Consider the following 22226-nt stretch of genomic DNA (forward strand, 5'->3'; position numbering starts at 1 on the left):
TCGATCAACGCCGCGTACTGTGCGCGGCCTGTGCACACCTCGGTACGTGAACAACTTCCCGATCGTTCAGGAGGACCCGCCGATGACCCGTAGCGCACGTGCGTTCTGGCTCCGCTCGCCAGGTCAGGGCGAGATACGGGACGTGGACCTTCCGGATCCCGCCGAGGACGAGGTGCTGGTCCGCAGCCTGTGGTCCGGGGTGAGCCGCGGCACGGAGACGCTGGTCTTCCGCGGCGGGGTGCCGGAGAGCCAGTACGCGGCCATGCGGGCGCCGTTCCAGGAGGGCGACTTCCCCGGCCCGGTGAAGTACGGCTACCTCAACGTCGGCCTCGTGGAGGAGGGACCGGCACACCTGGCCGGCCGTACCGTCTTCTGCCTCTACCCGCACCAGACGCGGTACGTCGTCCCCGCCGCCGCCGTGACGCCCGTACCGGACGACGTCCCCGCCGAACGGGCCGTGCTCGCCGGCACCGTGGAGACCGCCGTCAACGCGCTGTGGGACGCGGCGCCCCTGGTCGGCGACCGGATCGCGGTGGTCGGCGGGGGCATGGTCGGCTGCTCGGTGGCCGCGCTGCTGGCCCGGTTCCCCGGCGTGCGCGTCCAGTTGGTCGACGCCGACCCCGGCCGGGCCGAGGTCGCCGAGGCGCTCGGCGTCGACTTCGCGTCCCCCGAGGGCGCGCTCGGCGAGTGCGACCTCGTCGTCCACGCCAGCGCGACGGAGCAGGGACTGGCCCGTTCCCTGGAACTCCTCACCGCCGAAGGCACGGTCGTCGAACTGAGCTGGTACGGCGACCGGCGGGTGAGTCTCCCGCTCGGCGAGGCCTTCCACTCCCGGCGCCTGGTCGTCCGCAGCAGCCAGGTCGGCACCGTCTCCCCGGCCCGCCGCGCCAGCCGCACCTACGCCGACCGGCTCGCCCTCGCCCTCGAGCTGCTCGCCGACCCGGCCCTCGACGCGCTCGTCACCGGAGAGTGCGCCTTCGGTGAACTCCCGGACGTGCTGCCCCGGCTCGCCTCCGGGGAGATTCCCGCGCTGTGCCACCGGGTGCGGTACGAGGACCCCGCCTAATGCGAGCCTGACCTCAGAAAAGACGTACGAGCCGCTGAACAAGGGAAGGACAGCAGCCGTACTACTCGGCATCCATGCCCCGCACCTGGAGGGTCGTCCGTTGTTCAGTGTCACCGTCCGCGATCACATCATGATCGCCCACAGCTTCCGCGGTGAGGTCTTCGGGCCCGCGCAGCGCCTGCACGGAGCGACGTTCCTGGTGGACGCAACGTTCCGGCGCGAGCAGCTGGACGACGACAACATCGTCGTCGACATCGGACTGGCCACGCGGGAACTCGGTGCCGTCGTCGCCGAGCTGAACTATCGCAACCTCGACAACGAACCCGACTTCGCCGGGATCAACACCTCCACCGAGTTCCTGGCGAAGGTCATCGCCGACCGGCTCGCCGAGCGGATCGAGAAGGGTGCGCTGGGCGAGGGCGCCAGGGGGCTGGCGGGCATCACGGTCACGCTGCACGAGTCGCATGTCGCCTGGGCGAGTTACGAGCGTGCCCTGTGACCGACACGACCATGGAGCAGTCGCCCCTCGCCTTCGTCCCCGCACAGCCCGCCGCCCCGAAGATCGGCGAGATCATCCCCATGTCCCTGCGTACCGTGCACTTCGTCATGCCGGGCGGCGTGGACGACCCGGCCACTCCGAGCGGCGGCAACGCCTATGACCGGCGGGTCTGTCTGGACCTGCCCGGCTTCGGCTGGCAGGTCCGCAAGGCGGTGGTCGACGGGGCGTGGCCCCGGCCGGGGGCCGAGGCTCGTACGGAACTCGCCCGAAGACTGGAGGAGTTGCCGGACGGTTCGGTCGTGCTCCTCGACGGGCTGGTCGCGTGCGGCGTCCCCGAGATCGTCGTCCCCGAGGCCGAACGGCTGCGCATCGCCGTCCTCGTCCACCTCCCCCTCGGTGACGAGACGGGCCTCGCGCCCGCCGTGGCCGCCGAGCTGGACGCCAGGGAACGTACGGTCCTCAGGGCCGTCGGGGCAGTGATCGCCACCAGCGACTGGGCGGTCCGCCGGCTCGTCGCCCACCACGGCCTCGCCCCCGACCGGGTCCATGTCGCCGCCCCCGGCGCCGACATCGCGCCCCTCGCCTCCGGAACCGACGGTGTCTCACGACTGCTGTGCGTCGCCGCGGTCACCCCGCGCAAGGGACAGCACCGGCTCGTCGAGGCGCTCGCCGCGGTGACCGACCTGCCATGGAGCTGTGTCTGCGTCGGCGGACTCGGCCAGGACCCGGAGTACGTCACGCAGTTGCGCACCCTGATCAGGAAGTACGGCCTGCAGGACCGCATCCACCTCGCGGGCCCCCAGGCCGGCGCCGAACTCGACGCCAGCTATGCCACCGCAGACCTCATGGTCCTCGCCTCCTACGCCGAAACCTACGGCATGGCGGTCACAGAGGCTCTCGCGCGCGGTATCCCGGTGCTGGCCACGGACGTCGGCGGCGTTCCCGAGGCGGTCGGCCGCGCCCCCGACGGCGGCGTCCCCGGCATCCTCGTCCCGCCGGAGGACCCGGCGGCCCTCGCCGCCGAGTTGCGCGGCTGGTTCGGCGAGCCCGACGTACGGCGCCGCCTGAAGTCCGCCGCCCGCAGCCGCCGCGCCGCACTCGACGGCTGGGCGACCACGGCGAAGAACCTGGCCGGCGTACTGGGCCGGCTCCCGAACGAACCCCGGAGGGCAGCATGAGGAGCACGCCGACGGCTGCGCAGGGGGCCGCCGCGAGGATCCCGGCCCAGCCGGGACCGCGGGGCGAGGACAGCGGGGGGAGTGCGCAGGCGGCTCCGGCCGCGGGGGAGGCCGATCCCCAGGACGGCCCCGTTGCTGCGGCTCCCGGCGAGGCCGTCAGTGCCGGTGCCGGTCCCGTCTCGCGCCCCGGTGAGCGGCCCACCGTGCGGTTGCGTGACGCCGATCCCGACGATCCGCCCCGGTACGCGCCCGAGTGGCTGGAGCTGCGGGAGGGGGCCGACGCGGCCGCGCGGGCGCCCGAGCTGCTCGACCCCTTGCGCATCCGGCTCGCCAACCTGCCGGGACGGGCGGACGGGTTCGTCGTGCACGACCTGGGCTGCGGCACCGGCTCGATGGGCCGTTGGCTCGCCCCCCGGCTGGACGGCGCCCAGCACTGGATCCTCCACGACCGCGACCCCTACCTCCTGCACTTCGCCGCCGTCGGCTCCCCGCGTTCCGCCGCCGACGGCAGCCGGGTCACCGTCGAGACACGCCGCGGTGACGTCGCCCGCCTCACCCCGGACGCCCTGGCCGGCGCATCCCTGGTGACGGCGTCCGCGCTGCTCGACGTCCTCACCCGGGAGGAGGTCGACACCCTCGCCGCCGCCTGCGCCGGGGCCGGCTGCCCGGCACTGCTGACGCTGTCCGTGGTCGGCCGCGTCGACCTGACACCGGCCGACCCGCTCGACGCGGAGATCACCGAGGCGTTCAACGCCCACCAGCGCCGCAGCGGCCTGCTCGGCCCGGACGCGGTCACGGTGGCGTGCGAGGCGTTCGCCGACCACGGGGCGACCGTACGGGTGCAGCCCAGCCCGTGGCGGCTCGGCCCGGACGAGGCCACGCTCACGGCGCAGTGGCTGCGCGGCTGGGTCGGCGCGGCGGTCGAACAACGCCCGGAACTGGCGGCGCGCGCCCAGAAGTACCTGGCGGCCCGCCTGGCCGCCTGCGCGGCGGGCGAGTTGCGCGTCGTCGTCCACCACAGCGACCTCCTGGCGCTGGCCCGGCCGACGGGCGGAGCGTCATGAGCGCGCGGACGGCGCACGCGGGCACGCTGCCGATACCCAGGCCCGGGACGGCGAGGCCGCTCCCTGATGGGAACGCGGTGACCCCTCGCCCGTCCGACCGCCCCCGCCGTGGGCGCGCCCTGCGCGCCCACCTCGGCACGATCGCCGGTGTCGTCATCCTCGCCGTCCTGTTGTGGCGCCTCGGTACCGGTGTCTTCCTGGACGGGCTGCGGCGGATCGATGCGTTCACGCTGGTCGCGGCGGTCGGGATCGGCCTGGTCACCACCGTGTTCAGCGCCTGGCGCTGGCAGTTGGTGGCCCGGGGGCTGCGGATCCGGCTGCCGTTCGGGCCGGCTGTCGCCGACTACTACCGTGCGCTGTTCCTGAACGCCGCCCTGCCCGGCGGCGTCCTCGGCGATGTGCACCGCGCCGTACGGCACGGGCGGAGCGCCGGTGATCTGGGCCGCGGTGTGCGCTCGGTGGTCCTTGAACGGACCGCCGGTCAGGCCGTGCTGGCCGTGGTGGGCGTGGCCGTCCTGCTGACCGTCCCGTCCCCGGTCATGGCCGGGGCCCGGCACGTCGCCGTGCTGCTGGCGTTCGCCGCGCTGGGCGCGCTTGCGATCGTGCTCGCCCTGCGCATGAACCGGACGTCCGCGACCCGTCGGCGTGCCCTTCTCGACGAGGCACGTGAGGCCCTGCTGTCCCGCCGCAACGGCCCGGGCGTCGTCGGTTCGTCCGTCGTCGTCCTCGCCGGCTATGTGGCGATGTTCCTGCTTGCCGCCCGGGTTGCCGGAACGTCCGCCTCCGTGACCGTACTGCTGCCGCTCGCGGTGCTTGCGCTGCTGGCGATGAGCCTGCCGCTCAACGTCGGCGGATGGGGCCCGAGGGAGGGCGTCACCGCCTGGGCGTTCGGCGCCGCCGGGCTGGGTGCGGGCAACGGACTGGCCGTCGCCGTCGTGTACGGGGTGCTGAGCTTCGTGGCGAGTCTGCCGGGCGCTCTCGTCCTGGTCGCCCGCTGGTGCGTGAGCCTGCGCGCCGGTTCCGTGACCGTCGTACCGGACGCGGAACCGGGTCACACATCCGACGGCGACTACCCGCGCTCGCCCCCCGCCGGGGCCGATGGCGAGGTGAGCACCTTGAAATACGCGCCGAACGACTCGGCCAGACTCGCCAGCAGCTCCTTCCCCTTTTCCGCGGCTCCGAGTGAAGGACGGCCTATGACGCCCGAATCGGTATATGCGGACATGCCCAGGGTGAGCAGCCGGCGCCGGTCGTCCGCAACGAAATCGGCGCTCTCATAACCGGGCCGGACCAATTCCGGATGAGTGTGCAGAAGGATGGAGGTCTCAATTTCCCCCGCGTGCATGTCGGTGAGCAGCGAGGTCCGCACCCCGGCCCGCTCCCTTGCCGCCTCCCAGTCCTCCGCGGCCGGGAACAGCGCCATGGTCTCGCCCCGCGCGGAGGACTCCTGAACGACGTTGCCCAGGACGTAGTTTCCGCCGTGCCCGTTGACCAGGACCAGGGCCTCGACGCCCGACCGGCGGAGCGACGCCGCCATGTCCCGTACCACCGCATGAAGGGTCACTGAGGAGATGCTGACGGTTCCCGGCCAGGCCGCGTGCTCGTGCGAGCAGGAGACCGTCACCGGAGGGAGGAGGTGCACCGGGTACGCGTCGGCGATCTCCCGGGCGATCGCGCAGGCGACGAGCGTGTCGGTCGCCAGCGGAAGGAACGGACCGTGCTGCTCGAAGCTGCCGACGGGAAGGACGGCGACCTGTCGTGAGACACCGGCTCCGCGCGCGCGTACATCCTCCGTGGTGTCGGACGGCACCAGCCCGTGTGTCACCGACCGCGTTCCCGAACCACTCATCTTTTCCCGGCCTTTCGTCTCTGCATAGGAACTCGAGAATCATGACAGAAAACCTTGGCATAATCGGCAAGAAGTCACCGCAGCGCACGGGCGTGGAACGCGTCGTGAATGCCCCCTTGCCCACCGTGTACGGCGAATTCAGCGCGGTCGGCTATCTGGACCACGACCGCGGTGACGAGCAAGTGGCCCTGGTCTACGGCGACATCGGCACCGACGACGTTCTCACCCGGCTGCACTCGGAGTGCCTGACCGGGGATGCCTTCGGCTCGCAGCACTGCGAGTGCGGCGACCAGCTGGCCTCCGCACTGCGTGCCGTCGTCGCCGAGGGACGCGGCATCGTCGTCTACCTCAGAGGGCATGAGGGCCGCGGTATCGGCCTGCTCGCCAAGCTGCGCGCGATGGCCCTGCAGGCGGAGGGCCTGGACACCGTCGAGGCCAACCTCGCCCTCGGCCTGCCGGTGGACGCCCGCGACTACGGTGTCGCCGCCGAGATCCTGCGCGACCTGGGCGTGCGTTCGGTGCGCCTGATGTCCAACAACCCGCGCAAGCGGGAGGCGTTGCTGCGGCACGGCATCCAGGTCGCCGAGGAGGTTCCGCTGCTGATCCCGCCGTGCGAGAACAACATCACGTATCTGCGGACGAAGCGGGAGCGACTGGACCATCATCTGCCGCACCTGGACGCGGTGGCGCACTGGTCCTGAGCCGGCGCGGCACGCGTCCTGACGGGAGACCGCCCCGGCGTCCGGGCCGGGGCGACCCGCCGGGGGCCGCTCACGTGCTGAAACGGTCAGTCCGTCACCGCGTCGTGGATCAGCTGCTTGAGGTCCCGGAACATCGTGTGCGAGGTGCGCGGGCGCACCTGCGTCAGGAACTGCACGGTCAGGTCGCGGGTCGGGTCGACCCAGAACGTCGTGGTCGCCACGCCGCTCCAGCCGTACGTGCCGAGCCCGGCGGGCGCGATCGTCCGGTCGGGGTCGATCACCACGGACACGCCGAAGCCGAAGCCGACCCCGTCGTTGCCGGGCTCGTCGTGGGCCGGGCGGCTGCCGAAGGCGCGCAGGTCGGCACCGCCGGGGAGGTGGTTGGCGGTCATCAGGTCCACGGTCTCGGGCGTGAGGAGCCGGGTGCCGTCGAGCTCACCGCGGCGGCGCAGCAGCTCCGTGAAACGGTGCACGTCGTAGGCGCCGGCCACCATGCCGCCGCTGCCCGACAGGAACCGCGGTCGCCCGTGCAGCGGCAGTCCGGGGATCGGCTCGATTCCGGTGCCGTCCTCCTTCTCCCCGTACAACTCGGCCAGTCGGCTCGCCTGTTCGCCGGTGACCTCGAATCCGGCGTCCGGCATCCCCAGCGGGCCGAAGATCCGCTCGGCGAAGAACACGTCCAGCGGCTGCCCGGACACCACCTCGATGACCCGGCCGAGGACGTTGCTGGCCACCGAGTAGTTCCACTGCGTGCCCGGTTCGAACTGCAGCGGCAGCCTTGCGTACACCTCGATGGTCTCGGCGAGGTTCGCGCCCGGCGGCACGGATGACTCCAGACCGGCCTCGCGGTAGAGGGCGTCGACGGGGTGGGTGTGGTAGAAGCCGAAGGTCAGGCCCGAGGTGTGGGTCAGCAGATGCCGGACGAGTATCGGCCCGGCGGCGGGGCGGGTTCTGGTGTCTGTGCCGGAGCCGCTCTCGTACACCCGCGCGTCGGCGAAGGCGGGGAGGTGACGGGCGACCGGGTCGTCCAGCGACAGCCGCCCCTCCTCCACCAGCAGCAGCGCGGCGACCGCGGTGACCGGCTTGGTCATGGAGTAGATCCGCCAGAGCGTGTCGGGCTCGACGGGGAGTCCGGCGGCGATGTCGCGGCGGCCGTGCGTCGTGAGGTGGGCGACCCGGCCACCGCGGGCCACGCAGACGAGGAAGCCGGGCAGGCGGCCCTCGTCGACGTAGTGGGCGAAGTGCTGGTCGAGGCGGTCCAGCGCCTTCGCATCCAGCCCGGCCTCGCGCGGGTCGACCTCTTGCCGCAACTGTGCCATCGCTCGCCTCCGGTTCCGTCGAGTGCGATCGGACATACCCGGCCCAGGCGCCCTCAGACCTCATCGTCGCGCACCAATCCGCAAACGGTCCGCCGGACGGCCGCGATGCGCCTGACTTGCGGACTCCTCGTCGTCCCGGCCCGGCAGCGCGAGGGCCGCCAGAACCCCGGCCGCGGCCACGACGGCGAGGACGGTCAGGGACACGCCGGTTCTGCCGGTGCCCAGGAGCGTGGCCGCCACCGCCACGCCCAGCACCGGCCCGATGTTCATCGCCGTCTGCTGCAGACCGCCCGCCACGCCGGCCGACTCGACCGGGGCACGGCGTACGACGACATGGGTCGCCGCCACCATCACCGTGCCGAACCCGGCGCCCAGCAGGGCGAAACCGCAGCCCAGCGTGAGGGCGGCCGAGCCCGCGGCGAGCACCAGGATGCCGAGGGCCAGGACGGCCATCGCCGCCACCGTCGTACGCCGGGGGCCGGTCCGGCGCAGCAGCACCGCGCACACCGGTGCCGCCACCACCATCAGCACCGCCAGCGGCAGGCTGACCAGGGCGCTGCGCAACGGGCCGAGGCCGAGCGCGCCCTGTAGGACGTATGTGCCCACGAACAGCGTGCCGAACAGTGCCGCCGACGCTGCCACCAGCACGCCGAGCGCCGCAGCGACCGCCGTCGAGCCGACGACCTCCGGTGGCACCAGCGGGGCGGCGGTACGGCGCTCATGCCGGACGAACGCCGCACCGGCGACCACCGCTCCGATCCAGCCGACTGCCGCCCGGCCGGCGTCCGGCAGTGTGACCAGGGCGTACACCAGGCAGGCTAGGCTCACCGCGAGCATCAGTGCACCCGGCGGATCAAGCCGTGCGGTGGCCGTCCGGGGTTCCGGCCCGCCCGCCGTCACGGCGAGCACACCGAAGACCAGGGCGGGGACGACGTTGACGAAGAACACCGAGCGCCAGCCCAGCAAGTCCACCAGCGCCCCGCCCACGAGCGGCCCCGCGGCGGCCGCCAACCCGATCGCGCCGGTCCGCACCGCGAGGGGCGTCCGCAGCAGGTCGGGCGCGTAGGCGGCGCGCAGCATGCCGAGCGTGGCCGGCTGGAGCAGGGCGCCGCAGACTCCCTGCGCGATCCGCAGCCCGATCACCCAGCCGATGCCGGGCGCCAGACCGATCGCGGCCGAGGTGACGCCGAAACCGACCATGCCCACGGCGAACAGGCGCCGGTGGCCGTACCGGTCGCCGAGCCGCCCGGCGAACACCAGCAGGGCGGCCACCGCGATCAGATAGCCGGTGCTGGTCCACTGGACCTGTGCGAACGACGCGTCCAGCTCCCGTTGCAGGGTGGGCTGCGCGATGGTGAGCACCGTGCCGTCGAGAGCGACGAGCACGGCACCGGCCACGCTGCTCGCCAGCGTCAGCCGGCGGTTCATCGCTCGCCGCCGGGGCCGAGGTGGGCGTCGAGGGCGGTGTGCAGCAGGGGCAGGTGGTCGTCGGCGCCCGTGGCGAGCTGGAGGCTGCCCCAGCCCCACAGCTGGGCGATGCCGTGCAGCTGCGCCCACAGCGCCCCCGCGACGGCGCGGGCATCCGCGTCGGGGCGGACCCGGCCGACCAGGTCCACGAGGACGGCGAACAGCGGCAGGCTGGTGTCCCGGAGGCCCAAGTGGCCGCTTTCCAACAGATCGTGACGGAACATCAGCTCATACATGCCGGGATTGTCGAAGGCGAACTCCAGGTAGATCCGGGTCAGTTGCTCAAGCTGCGCACGCGGGTCGCCGTCGGTCACAGTCGTCGTCCGGTCGGCCAGCTCGGCGAAGCCGCGGCGCGCGATGGCGGACAGCAGTTCCAGGTGGGTGGGGAAGTGGCGGCGAGGGGCGCCGTGCGAGACGCCGGCGCGGCGGGCGATCTCACGCAGGGTGAGCGCGTGCACGCCTTCATCGGCGACCAGTTCCACGCCTACGTCGACGAGACGGGTCCGCAGGTCCTTCTCGGGTTCGCTCATAGACAGTGTCTACCAGCCAGTCGTAGACACTGTCTACTCGTTGGGAATGTGAGGCCATGTACGGGCGGTTTACCGAGTCATGAGTGAGGACGCACTGCTGAAGCTGCTCTCCGAAGGTCACAGCGGGGTGCTGGTCACCCTCCGGCGCGACGGCCGCCCCCAGCTGTCGAACGTCATGCACGCCTACTACCCGGAGGAGCGGACCATTCGGATCTCGGTCACCGACGACCGCGCCAAGACCCGCAACCTGCGCCGCGACCCCCGGGCGTCGTACCACGTGACCACCGCCGACCGGTGGGCCTACACGGTCGTCGACGGCACCGCCGACCTCTCGCCGGTGGCCGCGGACCCGTACGACGAAACGGTCGAGGAGCTCGTCCGCCTCTACCGTGACATCGGGGGCGAACACCCCGACTGGGACGACTACCGCGCCGCCATGATCCGTGACCGTCGACTGGTGGTGAGGCTACGGGTGGAGAGGGTGTACGGCGCCCCGCGGGGCTAGTTCATTTCGCCAGGTGGCAGATTCAAGTGGGTGCTTCGGTACGCGCCTTGATGTGCCGTCACATGCCGCTAGGGTTGATCACGACCGAGACCTGGACGGGGGAATGCGCGGCATGGTGGATCCGATCTCGGTGGGGGCCGTCGGCGCGGTGCTCGGAGCCGTCGGGGCCGGCATGGCGAACGAAGCGGGCAAGTGGGCCTGGGAGTCGGCCGGCGGTCTGGTCCGCCGTATCGCCGGACGCGAGGTGCCCGCGCCCACCACGCCCGGTCAACTGGACGACGTGGCCCGCCTGGTGCACGAGCGTCTGCACGACGATCCTCAACTGGCCACTGCGTGGTCCCAGTTCACGCGCACGGTCCGCCTTCCGAACGCGTCGGGGCGCCCGAGCCTTCCCGACGCACCGCGCTTCTTCACGGACCGTCAACAGGCCCTGAAACTCCTCGACAAGGAGGCGAAGCGCTCCTTCGACGGACGTCCCCGCCGCGTTCTCCTCCACGGCCCCGAAGGCATCGGCACCAGCACACTGGCCGTGCACTGGGGCTGGCGGCAGACCGCCCGCTTTCCCGACGGCCAGTTGTACGCCGATCTGCGCGCCCGCACGCCCGAGGCGCTCCTGCGCACTCTGCTGCGTGGGCTGGGTCTGCCGGACGAGGAGATACCCCCGGCCGCAGAGGACCGCGCCGACCTCCTCCGGCGCTGTCTGGCCGACCGGCGGCTGCTCCTCGTGCTCGACCACGCCAGGACCGCCGCGCAGGTGCAGCCGCTGCTGACCTCGGCGCCCGGTGTGTTCACGATCGTCGTCGCCCGGCACCGGCTCATCGGCCTGGACGCCCTGCCGATCGCGGTCGGTCCGCTGGCCCGGCGGGACGCCGTGCGGCTGCTCACCGAGCTGGCCGGGAAACCCGCGGTCACCGCCGCCCGAGCCACCCTGCCCGCCGTACTCGACCGCTGCGCGGGCTCCCCCTACGCCCTGCGCGCCGCCGCACCCCGCCTCGCCGACCCGCCCCCGCAGCCGGAGGCCCCCGCCGTGCCCGAGAGCGACCCGGTCCGTGCCGCCGCCGAGGACTCGTACCGCCGGCTGACACCGCGGGCGGCCCGCCTGTACCGCCTCGCCGGCCTCCGTGGCTGGCCCGCCCTCGACGCCGCGGCCGCGGCACGCGCCGCCGACCTCGACCCCGCCGAAGTCCCCGACCTCCTGGACGAGCTCGTCGACGCGCTCCTCCTCGAACGCACCGACACCGGCCGTCACCGCTACCGCCCCGCGGTGCGCGTCCATGCCGAGCGCACGGCCGCCACCGTCGACGGCATCGCGGGCTGTTCCGCCGCCGTGGCCCGAGTCGTCGAGGGCTACCGGGACCTGGCGGTGGGCGCGGCGCGGGCGGCCCTTCCGGAGAGCTGGCGGGTCCCCGACGCGGACTCGCCGGTCTCCTACCCGGACAGGGGTGCAGCTGTTGCCACCCTGGCCGCAGAGGCGCCCAACCTCGTGGAGGCCGTACGCGCGGCGGACGAGTTCGGAGACAGGGACACAGTCGTCCTGCTCTGCCAGGCCCTGTGGCCGCTCCAGCTCAAGGCCGGACACCACGAGGTCCTGCTGCCCGCCCTGCGGACCGGAGCCCGCACCGCCGACGAGCACTTCCCCGGCACCCGGACCGCCGGTGCCCTGCACGCCCAACTCGCCCACGCCCTCACCGAGTTGCGCCACTGGGACGAGGCCGAGCCGGAGGCGCTCGCGGCCGCCCGGGACGAGCAGTCCGCGGGACACGTCCGCGGCCACGCCTCCGCCGTGGAGTTCCTGGGCCTGCTGCGGCTGCGCCAGTGGCGGTTCGCGGAGGCGTACGCCTGCTTCGAGGAGGCGGACGGCATCCTCGACGGCATCGGTCCCGCCGACGAGGGCGCCGCCGACCTGCCGCGCGCCCGCGCCCTGCTGCAGCGGCACCGAGGGCGAGCACTGCGCGGTCTGGGCCGCCGCGACGAGGCCGTACGGCGACTGGAAGGCGCCCTGCGCTTCTTCCGGGACGGCGGCGAGGCCTACAACACCGCCCGCACTCTCACCGACCTCGCCGAAACCCGCCTGGACGGCGGTGAGTTCGTGGCAGCCCTGCCGTTGATCGAGGAGGCGATCGCAGCCCTTTCCGCGGAGAAGGCCGAGTATCACGTGGCCCATCTGCGGATGCTGCGGGAACGGTGCGTCACACCGGAGTGACCGTAACCCGGTGCCCGGTCTCACCCGTTCGGACCGTCAGTCCCTGTGCGGTCAGCTCGTCCAGGGACTTGCCGGCCGCGAGCCAGGCATGGAGGGCGGAGGCGTACGCGGCCGGGTCGGCGTCCGCGCCGGAGTCGGCGTCCAGATGCAGCAGTGCTCCCGCGCGCGTGCGCAGCACACAGGACCTCGGGCCGGTGACGTAGGCCGCGAGCGCGCAGTGCGGATGCCGGTCCAGGACCTCCGCCGTCCACCGGGCGGGGGAGCCGAAGCGCAGGTCGTTGGCATCGCTGTACCGGAACACCACGTCGGCGAGGTCCAGTTGGTCCGTCTCCCAGGTGTCCTCGTGGATGGCGGTGTGCGCCTCGCCCGTGTCGTCGTCCGGCGCGATCGGGCCCGCGTACCGTGTGACGGCGACCTCGCCGGAGCCCAGCAGCCGGGTGAGCACCAGGAGGGGCACGGCGTGAACGGACGGTTCGTACGGCGGCAGCGGGAGCGGTTCGAGGTGGGCGGGGCCGTCGGGTTCGGGGATGCCGATGACGTCGTAGAAGTGGCGGCGCAGCAGGGTCGCCGACTCGCCGGGCACCGAGCTGGTGAACTCGGCCGGTTCCGGCGGAGGCCGGTGGTGGTCGAGCAGTGTCTCCAACTGGGGACGGAGTGGGAGCGCGGGGTCCAGACGGGGTGCGGTGCGCACGAACTCGTGGACCGGGGCGTCCGGGGCGAGACCGGAGAGGGGGGCGGCGCCCAGGAGCACCGGTGTACCGAGGGCGGCGGCGTAGTAGGTGACCGAGCCGTGGTCGCCGATCACCGCGTCGGCGGCGATCAGGGCCTGCCGCCAGCCCTCCAGGGGGTCGATCAGAGCCAGGCTGGCGCGCCGGGCGCGATGGAGCCAGGCGCGGATCTGGCCGGGGCCGTGACCGTGCCAGATGTTGGGGTGCAGGACGGCAGCGAGGCGGTACTCGTCCGTCGGCAACTCCGAGGTCAGACGTGGCAGGAGGGATGGCAGTACGTCATCTCCGTCGTCACCGAAGAGTGACTCGGGGTTCCAGGTGGAGGTGAGGACGATCAGACGTCGGCCCCGGCCCACTCCGAGGGCCCGGCGGAAGCGGTCGCGGTACGTGCGGGCCGCCAGCATGCGGTCCCAGCAGGGGTCCCCGGCGAGTACGGCTGAGGGCGCGGCCTCGGGGCAGACGGTGCACAGGCGCTCGTACTGCTCGGGATGGGAAAGCACCAGCGAGTCGGCGACGGGCGCTCCGTCCTCGGTGAGCAGCCACTCCCTCGACATCCCGAAGACGGGCGCTTCCCCGGCTTCCCGCGCTCGCCCGCTGCCGGGTGTTGGGTGTTGGGTGTTGGGTGCCGCCAGCCTCTTAGTGTATCCGACACCATGTGACATCACGGTCAATACGCCGGAAAGTGCTCGGAGTTGACCGCCGAAGCTCGCCGATATCGCGAGGTCGACCGGAGTGGCAACCGCCTGTTCCCAGGGCAGCACGGGAACCTCCGTGTCCGCCAGCAGCTCGGCGAGGCCCGCTCGGAACGCCGACGACCCCGGGCTCGTCGCCAGCAGCTGCACCCGGAAGTCGTCGTGGAAGAGGGGCAGGATGTCGAGGAGCCGGGTCGCCGAGGTCACGTTGTGCACGACGAGCAGCACCTTGCGGCTGTGCCCCCGCGTCGCCCACCGCGCCGCGTCGTCCCCGACCGGCACCCGTATCCACCCGGCCCCCGCCACGTCCTCGCCCGCCTCTCTTCGCCCGCTCATGTGATCGGGCAACGATAGTCAAAGGACGTCGAGAGCGCTGCTGGTGCTTGCCGCCCGCCGGGACCGCCCATAACGCCCGAGCCCCCGGATGCCGTCACGGCTCCGGGGGCTCGGGCGTTATGGGTCAGGCCGTCACCGTCTCCGGCTGCGCGGCCTCGCGGGAGGTCCGCACGCCGAGGTGTTCCGTGGGCACCTTGTGGGTCTCGCGGGCGGAGAGCGCGGCGATCACCGGCGGGACGCACAGGGCCGCGGTGAACAGGGCCACGGAGGACCAGTCGTCGCCGTCGGGGCCGGCGATCTGCGCGGCGAAGGTGACCGCGAAACCGGCGACCGCGAAGCCGATCTGTGTGCCGATCGCCATGCCGGACAGGCGCACCCGGGTGGAGAACATCTCGCCGTAGAAGGAGGGCCACACCCCGTTCGCGGCGCTGTAGACGACACCGAAGGCGACGATGCCCAGCAGCAGGGTCAGCGGGTACGAGCCGGTGGAGATCGCCCAGAGGTAGAGGAACATTGTGATCGCGCTGCCGACGGCGCCGACCAGGTACACCGGGCGGCGGCCGATACGGTCCGACAGCGTGGCCCACAGCGGGATCGCGGCGAGCGCGACGACGTTGGCGAGGGCGCCCACCCACAGCATGGAGGAGCGGCTCATGCCGACCGAGTCGCTGGTGGCGTACGACAGCGCCCAGACCGTGAAGATCGTGCTGACGGAGGCGATCAGTGCACCCGCGATCACCCGGAGCACGTCCGCCCAGTGTTCGCGCAGCAGCACTGCCAGCGGCAGTTTCACGACGCCCTCGGTGGCGGTCTGCTGCTCGAACGCCGGGGTCTCGTCCAGCTTGCGGCGGATGACGTAGCCGACGACCGCGACGGCGACGCTCAGCCAGAACGGCACGCGCCAGCCCCAGGACATCAGATGCTCCTCGGGGAGCGCGGCGACCGGGATGAAGACAAGGGTGGCCAGCAGCTGGCCGCCCTGGGTGCCGCTGAGGGTGAAGCTGGTGAAGAAGCCGCGCCGGTTCGCTGGCGCGTGTTCCAGCGTCATGGAGTTGGCACTGGCCTGCTCGCCGGCCGCCGATATGCCCTGCAGCACGCGGCACAGGACCAGCAGGACGGGTGCGAGGGTCCCCACCTGGGCGCGCGTGGGCAGACAGCCGATGAGGAACGTGGAGATGCCCATCAGCATCAGCGTGAAGACCATGATCTTCTTGCGGCCCACCCGGTCGCCGAAGTGGCCCAGGAAGAGTGCGCCGACCGGCCGGGCGGCGTATGCCACTCCGAAGGTGGCCAGCGACAGCAGGGTCGCCGTGGCCGGGTCGGACTCGTCGAAGAAGACCTCCGGGAAGATCAGGGCGGCAGCGCTGCCGTAGATGAAGAAGTCGTAGTACTCCAAGGCGCTGCCGATCCAGGCCGCAGTCGCGGCTTTCTTCGGCTGCCCGGGCGGGGCGGCGGGAGTGGGGACGGACACGGCGGCTCCTTTGAGGGAACTCCAACTTAGGCGGAGTGAGCGGCGGGGGAGAAGGGCCGGATCTTCGGCTAATTAACCCACTGGATAGTTAGTCCCGGTGGGTAGGGATGTTGCGCCCGCGTTTCCCTGCTGTCAAGGGGTTGTGCCGTGCGGCGTTCAGTCGGTCGCGCGCTCCGCCGTCAGGTAGGCGATCACCATGTCGCCGAGCATGGTCCGGTAGTGCTCACGCTGTGCGGGGTCGACCAGGTCGCGGCCGAACAGGGCGCCGAAGGTGGCCCGGTTGGACACCCGGAAGAAGCAGAACGAGCTGATCATCGCGTGCAGGTCGACGGCGTCGACGTCGGCCGTGAACAGGCCGGATTCCTGTCCCGACGCCAGGATGCGGCGAATCACGTCCAGTGCCGGTGAGCCGATCCTGCCGAGCTTCTCGGAGGCGGCGATGTGCTCGGCGCCGTGGATGTTCTCGATACTGACCAGGCGAATGAAGTCGGGGTGTGCCTCGTGGTGGTCGAAGGTCACCTCCACCAGGCGCCGGATGGCCGCGACCGGGTCGAGGTGCTCGACGTCCAGCTCCTGCTCGGCCTCGCGGATCACGCCGTACGCCCGCTCCAGGACGGCCGTGAAGAGCTGCTCCTTGCCGCCGAAGTAGTAGTAGATCATCCGCTTGGTGGTGCGGGTGCGGGCGGCGATCTCGTCGACCCGGGCGCCGTCGTAGCCGGCCCGGGCGAACTCCTGGGTGGCGACGTCGAGGATCTCGGCCTTGGTGCGGGCGGCGTCACGGATGCGCCCGCCTGGTCGTGCCGTTTCGTCGACGCTGGTCATCGGGTTCCTTCGGGCGATGGGCAGGTGTCGAGATTGTAGAGCTCGCCGTCGGAAGTCGGTCCGGAAGTCTTCCCCTGTCCGAGGACTGCTGCTATGACTAACGTACTGGTTCGTACATTACTGGTTTCCAGGTGCTCAGGAGGTCCTCGGTGGCCAAGGACTCGTATCTCGTCGGTCTGATCGGTTCCGGTATCGGACCCTCGCTCAGTCCGGCCCTGCACGAGCAGGAGGCCGACCGTCAGGGCCTGCGCTACCTGTACCGGCTGATCGACATCGACACCCTCGGCGTGCCGCCCGAGGCGGTCGGCGAACTGCTGCGGGCCGCCCGCGACCTCGGCTTCGACGGGCTGAACATCACCCACCCGTGCAAGCAGCTCGTCATCGACCACCTGGACGCGCTCGCCCCGCAGGCCGAGGCGCTGGGCGCGGTCAACACCGTCGTCTTCGAGGACGGCCGCGCCATCGGCCACAACACCGACGTCACCGGCTTCGCGGCCTCCTTCGCCCGGGGACTGCCCGACGCCCCGATGGAGCGGGTCGTACAGCTCGGCGCGGGCGGCGCGGGCGCGGCCGTCGCGCACGCCACGCTCACCCTCGGCGCCGGGCAGGTCACCGTCGTCGACGCCCTGCCCGAGCGGGCCGCAGCCCTCGCCGGCTCCCTGAACCGGCACTTCGGCAGCGGCCGGGCGGTCACGGCGGCCCCCGAGGAGCTGGCCGGCCTGCTCGAGCGCGCCGACGGCATCGTCCACGCCACCCCCACCGGCATGGCCGCCCACCCCGGCCTGCCCTTCCCCGCCGGCCTGCTGCACCCCGGCCTGTGGATCGCCGAGGTGGTCTACCGCCCGCTGGAGACCGAACTGCTGCGCACCGCCCGCGCGATCGGCTGCGCCGCTTTGGACGGGGGCGGGATGGCCGTCTTCCAGGCCGCGGACGCGTTCCGGCTGTTCACCGGGCGCGAACCCGACAGTGCCCGGATGCTCGCGGACATCGCCGAACTGGCCGGCGCCGTGGGAACTCCCAGGTAGAGAGAGGTACCGCCATGCGTACGTCCATCGCCACCGTCTCCCTCAGCGGATCCCTCACCGAGAAACTCACGGCCGCCTCCCGGGCCGGCTTCGACGGCGTCGAGATCTTCGAGAACGACCTGCTCGCCAGCCCCCTCACGCCCGAGGAGATCCGCGCCCGCTGCGCCGACCTCGACCTGACCATCGACCTCTACCAGCCGATGCGCGACATCGAGGCCGTGCCCGCCGACGAGTTCGCCCGCAACCTGCGTCGGGCCCGGCACAAGTTCGAGCTGATGCACAGGCTCGGCGCCGACACCGTCCTCGTCTGCTCCAGCGTCTCCCCGCTCGCCGTGGACGACGACCCGCTCGCCGCCGAGCAGCTGCACCAACTCGCCGACCTCGCCCAGGACTTCGGCATCCGCGTCGCCTACGAGGCGCTCGCCTGGGGCCGCCATGTCAACACCTACGACCACGCCTGGCGCATCGTCGACGCGGCCGGCCATCCCGCGCTCGGCACCTGCCTCGACAGCTTCCACATCCTCTCCCGCGGCTCCGATCCCAAGGGCATCGCGGACATCCCCGGCGAGAAGATCTTCTTCCTCCAGCTCGCCGACGCCCCGCTGCTCGCCATGGACGTCCTGCAGTGGAGCCGCCACTACCGCTGCTTCCCCGGCCAGGGCGGCTTCGACGTCGCCGGTCTCGTCCAGCACGTCCTGCGCACCGGTTACGCCGGCCCGCTCTCCCTCGAGGTCTTCAACGACGTCTTCCGGCAGGCCGAGGCCGGCCCGACCGCCGTGGACGCCCACCGCTCGCTGCTGGTGCTCCAGGAAGCCGTCGGCGCCGCGGCCCTGCCCCGACCCGTCGTCCCCACCGGGGTCGCCTTCGCGGAACTGGTCACCCCCGACACCGCACCCGTCTCCGCCCTGCTCACCGCCCTCGGCTTCGCCCGCACCGCACGGCACCGCACCAAGCCGGTCGACCTGTGGCAGCAGGGTGAGGCCCGCATCCTGGTCAACACAGGACCGGCCGTACCCCGCGGCGGTACCCAACTCGCCGCCATCGGCCTTCAGTCACCGGACCCGGCAGCCGCGGCCGACCGTGCCGAGGCGCTCCTCGCCCCCGTGCTGCCCCGCCGCCGCGCCCCTGAGGACGCACCGCTGGATGCCGTGGCCGCCCCCGACGGCACGGAACTCTTCTTCTGCGGCGCCGACCGCTGGCGCACCGACTTCGAGCACCTCGCCCACACCCCCGCCGCCACGAACGTCCACCGCATCGACCACCTCGCCCTCACCCAGCCCTGGCACCACTTCGACGAGGCGACCCTCTTCCACCGCAGCGTCCTCGGACTGCACGCTCAGGAGAGCGTCGACGTCGCCGACCCCTACGGCCTGCTGCGCAGCCGCGCCGTCACCAACGCCGACGGCAGTGTCCGCATCGCCCTGACCGTCGGCGCCGCGCCCACCGACGACACCGTCCGTGCCCAGCACATCGCCCTCGCCACCGACGACGTGGTCGCCGCGGCCCGCCGCTTCCGCGAGGCAGGCGGCCGCCTGCTGCCCGTCCCCGCGAACTACCACGACGACCTCGCGGCCCGCTACGACCTCACCGACGAGGAGCTGACGACGTACCGCGACCTCGGCATCCTCTACGACCGTGACGCGTACGGCGTCTTCCGCCACTGCTACACACAGACCGTGGGCCGCGTCTTCTTCGAGCTGGTCCAGCGCGACGACGGCTACCGCGGCTACGGCGCCCAGAACGCTCCGGTGCGCCTGGCCGCCCAGCACGCGATGAAGGCCGTCACTGGCGGCTGATGGTCCGGGTCAGGCCCGCCGCGACCGTCGTGGCCAGGATCCAGCCGGTGAGGACGAGGACGTAGGCCAGCACCTGGTACCCGTCCTTGGGGGCGAACGCGGGTTCCTGGCCGAAGGAGATCACCGGCAGCAGCAGGTCCAGCGTGTAGAACACCGGGTTGAAGGGCGGTGCCTCGTCGGCCTTCAGCGGCTGGGGACGGTGCAGGGCGAAGGCGACGGAGCCGACCGCGAGCAACGACAGCAGCCAGCCGGCCGCGCGCAGCGGACGGAAGCCGTAGCCGACGGTGGCGTCCTGGACGTGGCCCCACAGGCGGCCGTACCAGGGGAGGGTGCCGCGATGCCGGCGCTGCTTGGCGAGCTGGACCAGCCGGGCCGCGTGGTCGTCGCCGATGCGCTGAAAGGCGGCGGTCAACTGCTCGTAGGCGTGCGGGACATAGCCGTCGCCGTCGCGCTCCAGCATGGGCAGGCGGCGTTCGGCGGGCTCGTGCGGGGTGAGGGAGGTGTAGGTGAGGCTGTTGAGGAGGACGCGGTCCGGCAGCATCTCCGGCTCCAGGAACAGGACTTCGATCTGGGCGCGCCGCAGATTGAGCGTGCCTTCCATGGGCGGGCCCTTGCGCAGCCAGAGTTCGCCGATCGTGCTGCTGCTCGCTCGCAGCACCGCCTCGCCGGGGTTCGACAGGTGTGAGTACGCCAGGTCGAGCCGGCCCGCGATCCGGGCGCCGCGCAGACCGATCCACCCCTGCACGCGCGCGTGCCGCATCAGGAAGTGGCCTCCCACGCCGAGCGTCTCCGCGTCGAGGGCGCCGTGTCCGAGATGGCTGAGCTGTGCCTCGTTGAGGTTGACCGACCCGCCGACGTCGGCGCCGTTGAGCCTGATCTGCCCGTGGACACGCAGCCCGGGTGCCCACAGGTCGTCGCCCACGGTCACCTGGTTGAGCTGGAGCGCCGGTTCCTGGGTGTCCGGCGCGCTGATCTCCGCGCCCTCCATGTACAGGCTCCCGGCGATCTGGGCCCCGCCGAGCCGCACCACTCCCAGGAACCGGGCGCGCGTCATCCGCAGGACGCCCTCCACGTGCACGGCGTGGGAGGTCAGCCCCGGCAGGACGGACTCGCTCAGGTTGAGCTCACGCAGCCGGCAGCCGTAGAAACGCGGAACCTCGTCGAAGTAACAGTGCCGCAGCCGGACGGGGTGGTCGATCGTCGCGTACTGCAGGTCGAGCATCCCCGTGACGCGGGCACCCGCCAGACTGAGCGAGGCTGTCTCGCCGTCCTCCTGCGGTCCGTTGAGGAGCAGCGACCTCAACACAGCCGCACGCACGGTGCGTTCGGGCCCCCAGTCCACCCCCGTGGCCGGGTCCTCGTCGTCGACGGTGCGGAAGTCCACGGACTCCCCGCGCGGAAAGGCCCGCCACACCCGTAGTTCGGCCGCCGTCAGATCGTTGATCTCCATCGCCGGCGACTCTGACCCGACCGAACCACGGGTGTCAACACAGCACCTACGGCCGGGTGTTCCACTCCGCGACGACCGGCCGTCCGTGCTCCGTCGACAGCCGGCTCACCGTCCCCGTCGCCAGCTGGAACAGCCGCCCGTCCCCGGGCGGCAGCCCGAGCCGGCGGGCCGCCAGGACGCGCAGGAAGTGGGCGTGGGCCACGAGGACCACGTCGCCCTCGGCGAGCGCGTCGCCGACCCGGGACAGAACACGGTCGGCACGGGCGCCCACCTCGGCCGGGGACTCGCCCGGATGCCCCTGGGGGCCGGGCGGCACGCCGTCCGTCCACAGGTACCAGTCGGGACGGGTGCGGTGGATCTCGCGGGTGGTGACACCCTCGTAGCCGCCGTAGTCCCACTCGTGCAGGTCCGGGTGGGGTACGGCCCCGGTCAGGCCTGCCAGTTCGGCGGTGCGTATCGCGCGGCCCAGCGGGCTGGTCAGCGCGAGAGCGAAGGTCCGGCCGGAGAGGGAGGGAGCGAGGGACTTGGCCTGTTCCTCGCCGTGCCCGGTGAGGGGCAGGTCGGTCCAGCTGGTGTGCTGTCCCGTGACGCTCCACTCCGTCTCACCGTGGCGGACCAGCAGGAGATCCCCCACGGCCGGCTACTCCTTCGACTCGACGGCGTGCCCGCCGAACTGGTTGCGCAGGGCCGCGATCATCTTCATCTGCGGGGAGTCGTCCTGCCGGGAGGCGAACCGTGCGAACAGCGACGCCGTGATCGCGGGCAGCGGCACGGCGTTGTCGATCGCCGCCTCCACCGTCCACCGGCCCTCGCCGGAGTCCTCCGCGTAGCCGCGCAGCTTGTGCAGGTGCTCGTCCTCGTCGAGGGCGTTGACGGCGAGGTCGAGGAGCCAGGAGCGGATGACGGTGCCCTCCTGCCAAGAGCGGAAGACCTCCCGGACGTCGGTCACGGAGTCGACCTTCTCCAGGAGTTCCCAGCCCTCCGCATACGCCTGCATCATGGCGTACTCGATGCCGTTGTGGACCATCTTCGCGAAGTGGCCGGCGCCCACCTTGCCCGCGTGGACGTACCCGTACGGGCCCTCCGGCTTGAGCGCGTCGAAGATCGGCTTCAGGCGGTCGACGTGCTCCTTGTCTCCGCCGACCATGAGCGCGTAGCCGTTCTCCAGGCCCCACACACCACCCGAGACCCCCGCGTCGACAAAGCCGATGCCGCGCTTGCCGAGTTCCTCGGCGTGCTTCTCGTCGTCCGTCCAGCGGGAGTTGCCGCCGTCGATGACGGTGTCGCCGGGCTTGAGCACGCTCGCCAGCTGGTCTATGACGCCCTGGGTGATGGCGCCGGCCGGGACCATGACCCAGACCGCGCGCGGCGCCCGGAGCCGGTCGGCGAGTTCGACCAGGTTCTTCACGTCGGAGAGCTCGGGATTGGTGTCGTAGCCGACGACCTCGTGGCCGGCGTTGCGCAGGCGCTCGCGCATGTTGCCGCCCATCTTGCCGAGACCAACAAGACCGATCTGCATGTCAGC

Annotated in this window: 19 protein-coding genes and 1 pseudogene; 10 read left to right on the plus strand and 10 right to left on the minus strand. The window is 72.1% G+C overall.

The features are described 5' to 3' along the window. Window positions 1-82 precede the first annotated feature (82 nt). From ACFVJQ_RS10785 to ACFVJQ_RS10805, 5 genes and pseudogenes are all read left to right on the plus strand, one after another. On the plus strand, window positions 83-1066 hold the full coding sequence (locus ACFVJQ_RS10785) for a zinc-binding alcohol dehydrogenase (RefSeq protein WP_385509936.1): 984 nt from the start codon (window positions 83-85) through the stop codon (window positions 1064-1066). A gap of 100 nt (window positions 1067-1166) precedes the next feature. Next, window positions 1167-1565, plus strand: coding sequence for a 6-pyruvoyl tetrahydropterin synthase family protein (locus ACFVJQ_RS10790; protein WP_385509937.1), 399 nt, complete (start codon window positions 1167-1169; stop codon window positions 1563-1565). Further along, a complete protein-coding gene (locus ACFVJQ_RS10795; protein WP_385509938.1) occupies window positions 1562-2743 on the plus strand; it encodes a glycosyltransferase family 4 protein in 1182 nt (393 codons plus the stop codon). The genes ACFVJQ_RS10790 and ACFVJQ_RS10795 overlap by 4 nt, the downstream gene beginning before the upstream one ends. Continuing rightward, entirely contained in the window at window positions 2740-3807 is a 1068-nt protein-coding gene (locus ACFVJQ_RS10800) for a trans-aconitate methyltransferase (RefSeq protein ID WP_385509939.1), read from the plus strand. Before ACFVJQ_RS10795 ends, ACFVJQ_RS10800 begins: the two co-directional genes overlap by 4 nt. Continuing rightward, window positions 3804-4721: pseudogene (locus ACFVJQ_RS10805) on the plus strand (lysylphosphatidylglycerol synthase transmembrane domain-containing protein); the annotation flags it as partial. The gene ACFVJQ_RS10800 and the pseudogene ACFVJQ_RS10805, both read left to right, overlap by 4 nt. 155 nt (window positions 4722-4876) lie before the next feature. Here the strand turns inward: ACFVJQ_RS10805 and ACFVJQ_RS10810 are convergent. Then, window positions 4877-5656 carry a creatininase family protein gene (locus ACFVJQ_RS10810; RefSeq protein ID WP_385509940.1) on the minus strand — a complete coding sequence of 260 codons (780 nt, stop codon included), beginning with the start codon at window positions 5654-5656 and terminating at the stop codon, window positions 4877-4879. Window positions 5657-5697: 41 nt separating this feature from the next. On the opposite strand from ACFVJQ_RS10810, the gene ribA reads away from it, so the two are divergent. Beyond that, entirely contained in the window at window positions 5698-6357 is a 660-nt protein-coding gene (gene ribA, locus ACFVJQ_RS10815; protein WP_385509941.1) for a GTP cyclohydrolase II, read from the plus strand. A gap of 86 nt (window positions 6358-6443) precedes the next feature. On the opposite strand, the gene ACFVJQ_RS10820 is transcribed toward ribA, so the two are convergent. Genes ACFVJQ_RS10820 through ACFVJQ_RS10830 form a run of 3 tightly spaced genes read right to left on the minus strand, consistent with a single transcriptional unit; the run spans window position 6444 to window position 9673 of the window. Further along, complete coding sequence (locus tag ACFVJQ_RS10820; RefSeq protein WP_385782668.1) at window positions 6444-7676, minus strand: serine hydrolase domain-containing protein; 1233 nt, start codon at window positions 7674-7676, stop codon at window positions 6444-6446. Between the two features lie 60 nt (window positions 7677-7736). Next, window positions 7737-9104 carry an MFS transporter gene (locus ACFVJQ_RS10825; RefSeq protein ID WP_385782671.1) on the minus strand — a complete coding sequence of 456 codons (1368 nt, stop codon included), beginning with the start codon at window positions 9102-9104 and terminating at the stop codon, window positions 7737-7739. Beyond that, window positions 9101-9673 (minus strand): TetR/AcrR family transcriptional regulator, encoded by a 573-nt coding sequence (locus tag ACFVJQ_RS10830; protein ID WP_385782674.1) that lies wholly within the window; start codon window positions 9671-9673, stop codon window positions 9101-9103. Before ACFVJQ_RS10830 ends, ACFVJQ_RS10825 begins: the two co-directional genes overlap by 4 nt. Before the next feature lie 79 nt (window positions 9674-9752). Here ACFVJQ_RS10830 and ACFVJQ_RS10835 point away from each other — a divergent pair, with 79 nt between their 5' ends. Beyond that, window positions 9753-10178, plus strand: coding sequence for a PPOX class F420-dependent oxidoreductase (locus ACFVJQ_RS10835; RefSeq protein ID WP_385782677.1), 426 nt, complete (start codon window positions 9753-9755; stop codon window positions 10176-10178). 112 nt (window positions 10179-10290) lie between these two features. Then, window positions 10291-12381 (plus strand): tetratricopeptide repeat protein, encoded by a 2091-nt coding sequence (locus ACFVJQ_RS10840; RefSeq protein ID WP_385782680.1) that lies wholly within the window; start codon window positions 10291-10293, stop codon window positions 12379-12381. Here ACFVJQ_RS10840 and ACFVJQ_RS10845 read toward each other — a convergent pair. The 3 genes from ACFVJQ_RS10845 to ACFVJQ_RS10855 form a co-directional block, all read right to left on the minus strand. After that, window positions 12368-14137 carry a hypothetical protein gene (locus tag ACFVJQ_RS10845; RefSeq protein ID WP_385782683.1) on the minus strand — a complete coding sequence of 590 codons (1770 nt, stop codon included), beginning with the start codon at window positions 14135-14137 and terminating at the stop codon, window positions 12368-12370. The genes ACFVJQ_RS10840 and ACFVJQ_RS10845 overlap by 14 nt on opposite strands. A gap of 124 nt (window positions 14138-14261) precedes the next feature. After that, window positions 14262-15608, minus strand: a complete 1347-nt coding sequence (locus tag ACFVJQ_RS10850; RefSeq protein ID WP_385782686.1) for an MFS transporter — start codon at window positions 15606-15608, stop codon at window positions 14262-14264. Between the two features lie 156 nt (window positions 15609-15764). After that, window positions 15765-16430: a TetR family transcriptional regulator gene (locus ACFVJQ_RS10855; RefSeq protein WP_385509949.1), complete on the minus strand. Its 666-nt coding sequence runs from the start codon at window positions 16428-16430 to the stop codon at window positions 15765-15767. A gap of 149 nt (window positions 16431-16579) precedes the next feature. Here ACFVJQ_RS10855 and ACFVJQ_RS10860 point away from each other — a divergent pair, with 149 nt between their 5' ends. Together ACFVJQ_RS10860 and ACFVJQ_RS10865 are read left to right on the plus strand one after the other, a co-directional pair. Then, entirely contained in the window at window positions 16580-17455 is an 876-nt protein-coding gene (locus ACFVJQ_RS10860) for a shikimate dehydrogenase (protein ID WP_385782689.1), read from the plus strand. A gap of 14 nt (window positions 17456-17469) precedes the next feature. Next, entirely contained in the window at window positions 17470-19251 is a 1782-nt protein-coding gene (locus ACFVJQ_RS10865; RefSeq protein ID WP_385782692.1) for a bifunctional sugar phosphate isomerase/epimerase/4-hydroxyphenylpyruvate dioxygenase family protein, read from the plus strand. On the opposite strand, the gene ACFVJQ_RS10870 is transcribed toward ACFVJQ_RS10865, so the two are convergent. The 3 genes from ACFVJQ_RS10870 to gnd are packed head-to-tail and all read right to left on the minus strand — an operon-like array spanning window position 19238 to window position 22220. Next, window positions 19238-20701, minus strand: a complete 1464-nt coding sequence (locus tag ACFVJQ_RS10870) for a membrane-associated oxidoreductase (RefSeq protein WP_385782694.1) — start codon at window positions 20699-20701, stop codon at window positions 19238-19240. The genes ACFVJQ_RS10865 and ACFVJQ_RS10870 overlap by 14 nt on opposite strands. A gap of 46 nt (window positions 20702-20747) precedes the next feature. Further along, window positions 20748-21335: a histidine phosphatase family protein gene (locus ACFVJQ_RS10875; protein WP_385509953.1), complete on the minus strand. Its 588-nt coding sequence runs from the start codon at window positions 21333-21335 to the stop codon at window positions 20748-20750. Between the two features lie 6 nt (window positions 21336-21341). After that, window positions 21342-22220 (minus strand): phosphogluconate dehydrogenase (NAD(+)-dependent, decarboxylating), encoded by an 879-nt coding sequence (gene gnd, locus ACFVJQ_RS10880; protein ID WP_385509955.1) that lies wholly within the window; start codon window positions 22218-22220, stop codon window positions 21342-21344. Window positions 22221-22226: the final 6 nt, after the last annotated feature.

The sequence above is a fragment of the Streptomyces sp. NPDC127197 genome (assembly GCF_042672405.1).
GTDB classification, from domain to species: Bacteria; Actinomycetota; Actinomycetes; order Streptomycetales; family Streptomycetaceae; genus Streptomyces; species Streptomyces flavusporus.

Bases quoted from the DNA above. Each gene is read 5' to 3' on its own strand.
- ribA (WP_385509941.1), top strand. From the start codon at position 5,698: ATGACAGAAAACCTTGGCATAATCGGCAAGAAGTCACCGCAGCGCACG.
- ACFVJQ_RS10830 (WP_385782674.1), bottom strand. From the start codon at position 9,673: ATGAGCGAACCCGAGAAGGACCTGCGGACCCGTCTCGTCGACGTAGGC.
- ACFVJQ_RS10855 (WP_385509949.1), bottom strand. From the start codon at position 16,430: ATGACCAGCGTCGACGAAACGGCACGACCAGGCGGGCGCATCCGTGAC.
- ACFVJQ_RS10810 (WP_385509940.1), bottom strand. From the start codon at position 5,656: ATGAGTGGTTCGGGAACGCGGTCGGTGACACACGGGCTGGTGCCGTCC.
- gnd (WP_385509955.1), bottom strand. From the start codon at position 22,220: ATGCAGATCGGTCTTGTTGGTCTCGGCAAGATGGGCGGCAACATGCGC.
- ACFVJQ_RS10800 (WP_385509939.1), top strand. From the start codon at position 2,740: ATGAGGAGCACGCCGACGGCTGCGCAGGGGGCCGCCGCGAGGATCCCG.
- ACFVJQ_RS10840 (WP_385782680.1), top strand. From the start codon at position 10,291: ATGGTGGATCCGATCTCGGTGGGGGCCGTCGGCGCGGTGCTCGGAGCC.
- ACFVJQ_RS10845 (WP_385782683.1), bottom strand. From the start codon at position 14,137: ATGAGCGGGCGAAGAGAGGCGGGCGAGGACGTGGCGGGGGCCGGGTGG.
- ACFVJQ_RS10825 (WP_385782671.1), bottom strand. From the start codon at position 9,104: ATGAACCGCCGGCTGACGCTGGCGAGCAGCGTGGCCGGTGCCGTGCTC.
- ACFVJQ_RS10870 (WP_385782694.1), bottom strand. From the start codon at position 20,701: ATGGAGATCAACGATCTGACGGCGGCCGAACTACGGGTGTGGCGGGCC.
- ACFVJQ_RS10820 (WP_385782668.1), bottom strand. From the start codon at position 7,676: ATGGCACAGTTGCGGCAAGAGGTCGACCCGCGCGAGGCCGGGCTGGAT.
- ACFVJQ_RS10865 (WP_385782692.1), top strand. From the start codon at position 17,470: ATGCGTACGTCCATCGCCACCGTCTCCCTCAGCGGATCCCTCACCGAG.
- ACFVJQ_RS10785 (WP_385509936.1), top strand. From the start codon at position 83: ATGACCCGTAGCGCACGTGCGTTCTGGCTCCGCTCGCCAGGTCAGGGC.
- ACFVJQ_RS10835 (WP_385782677.1), top strand. From the start codon at position 9,753: ATGAGTGAGGACGCACTGCTGAAGCTGCTCTCCGAAGGTCACAGCGGG.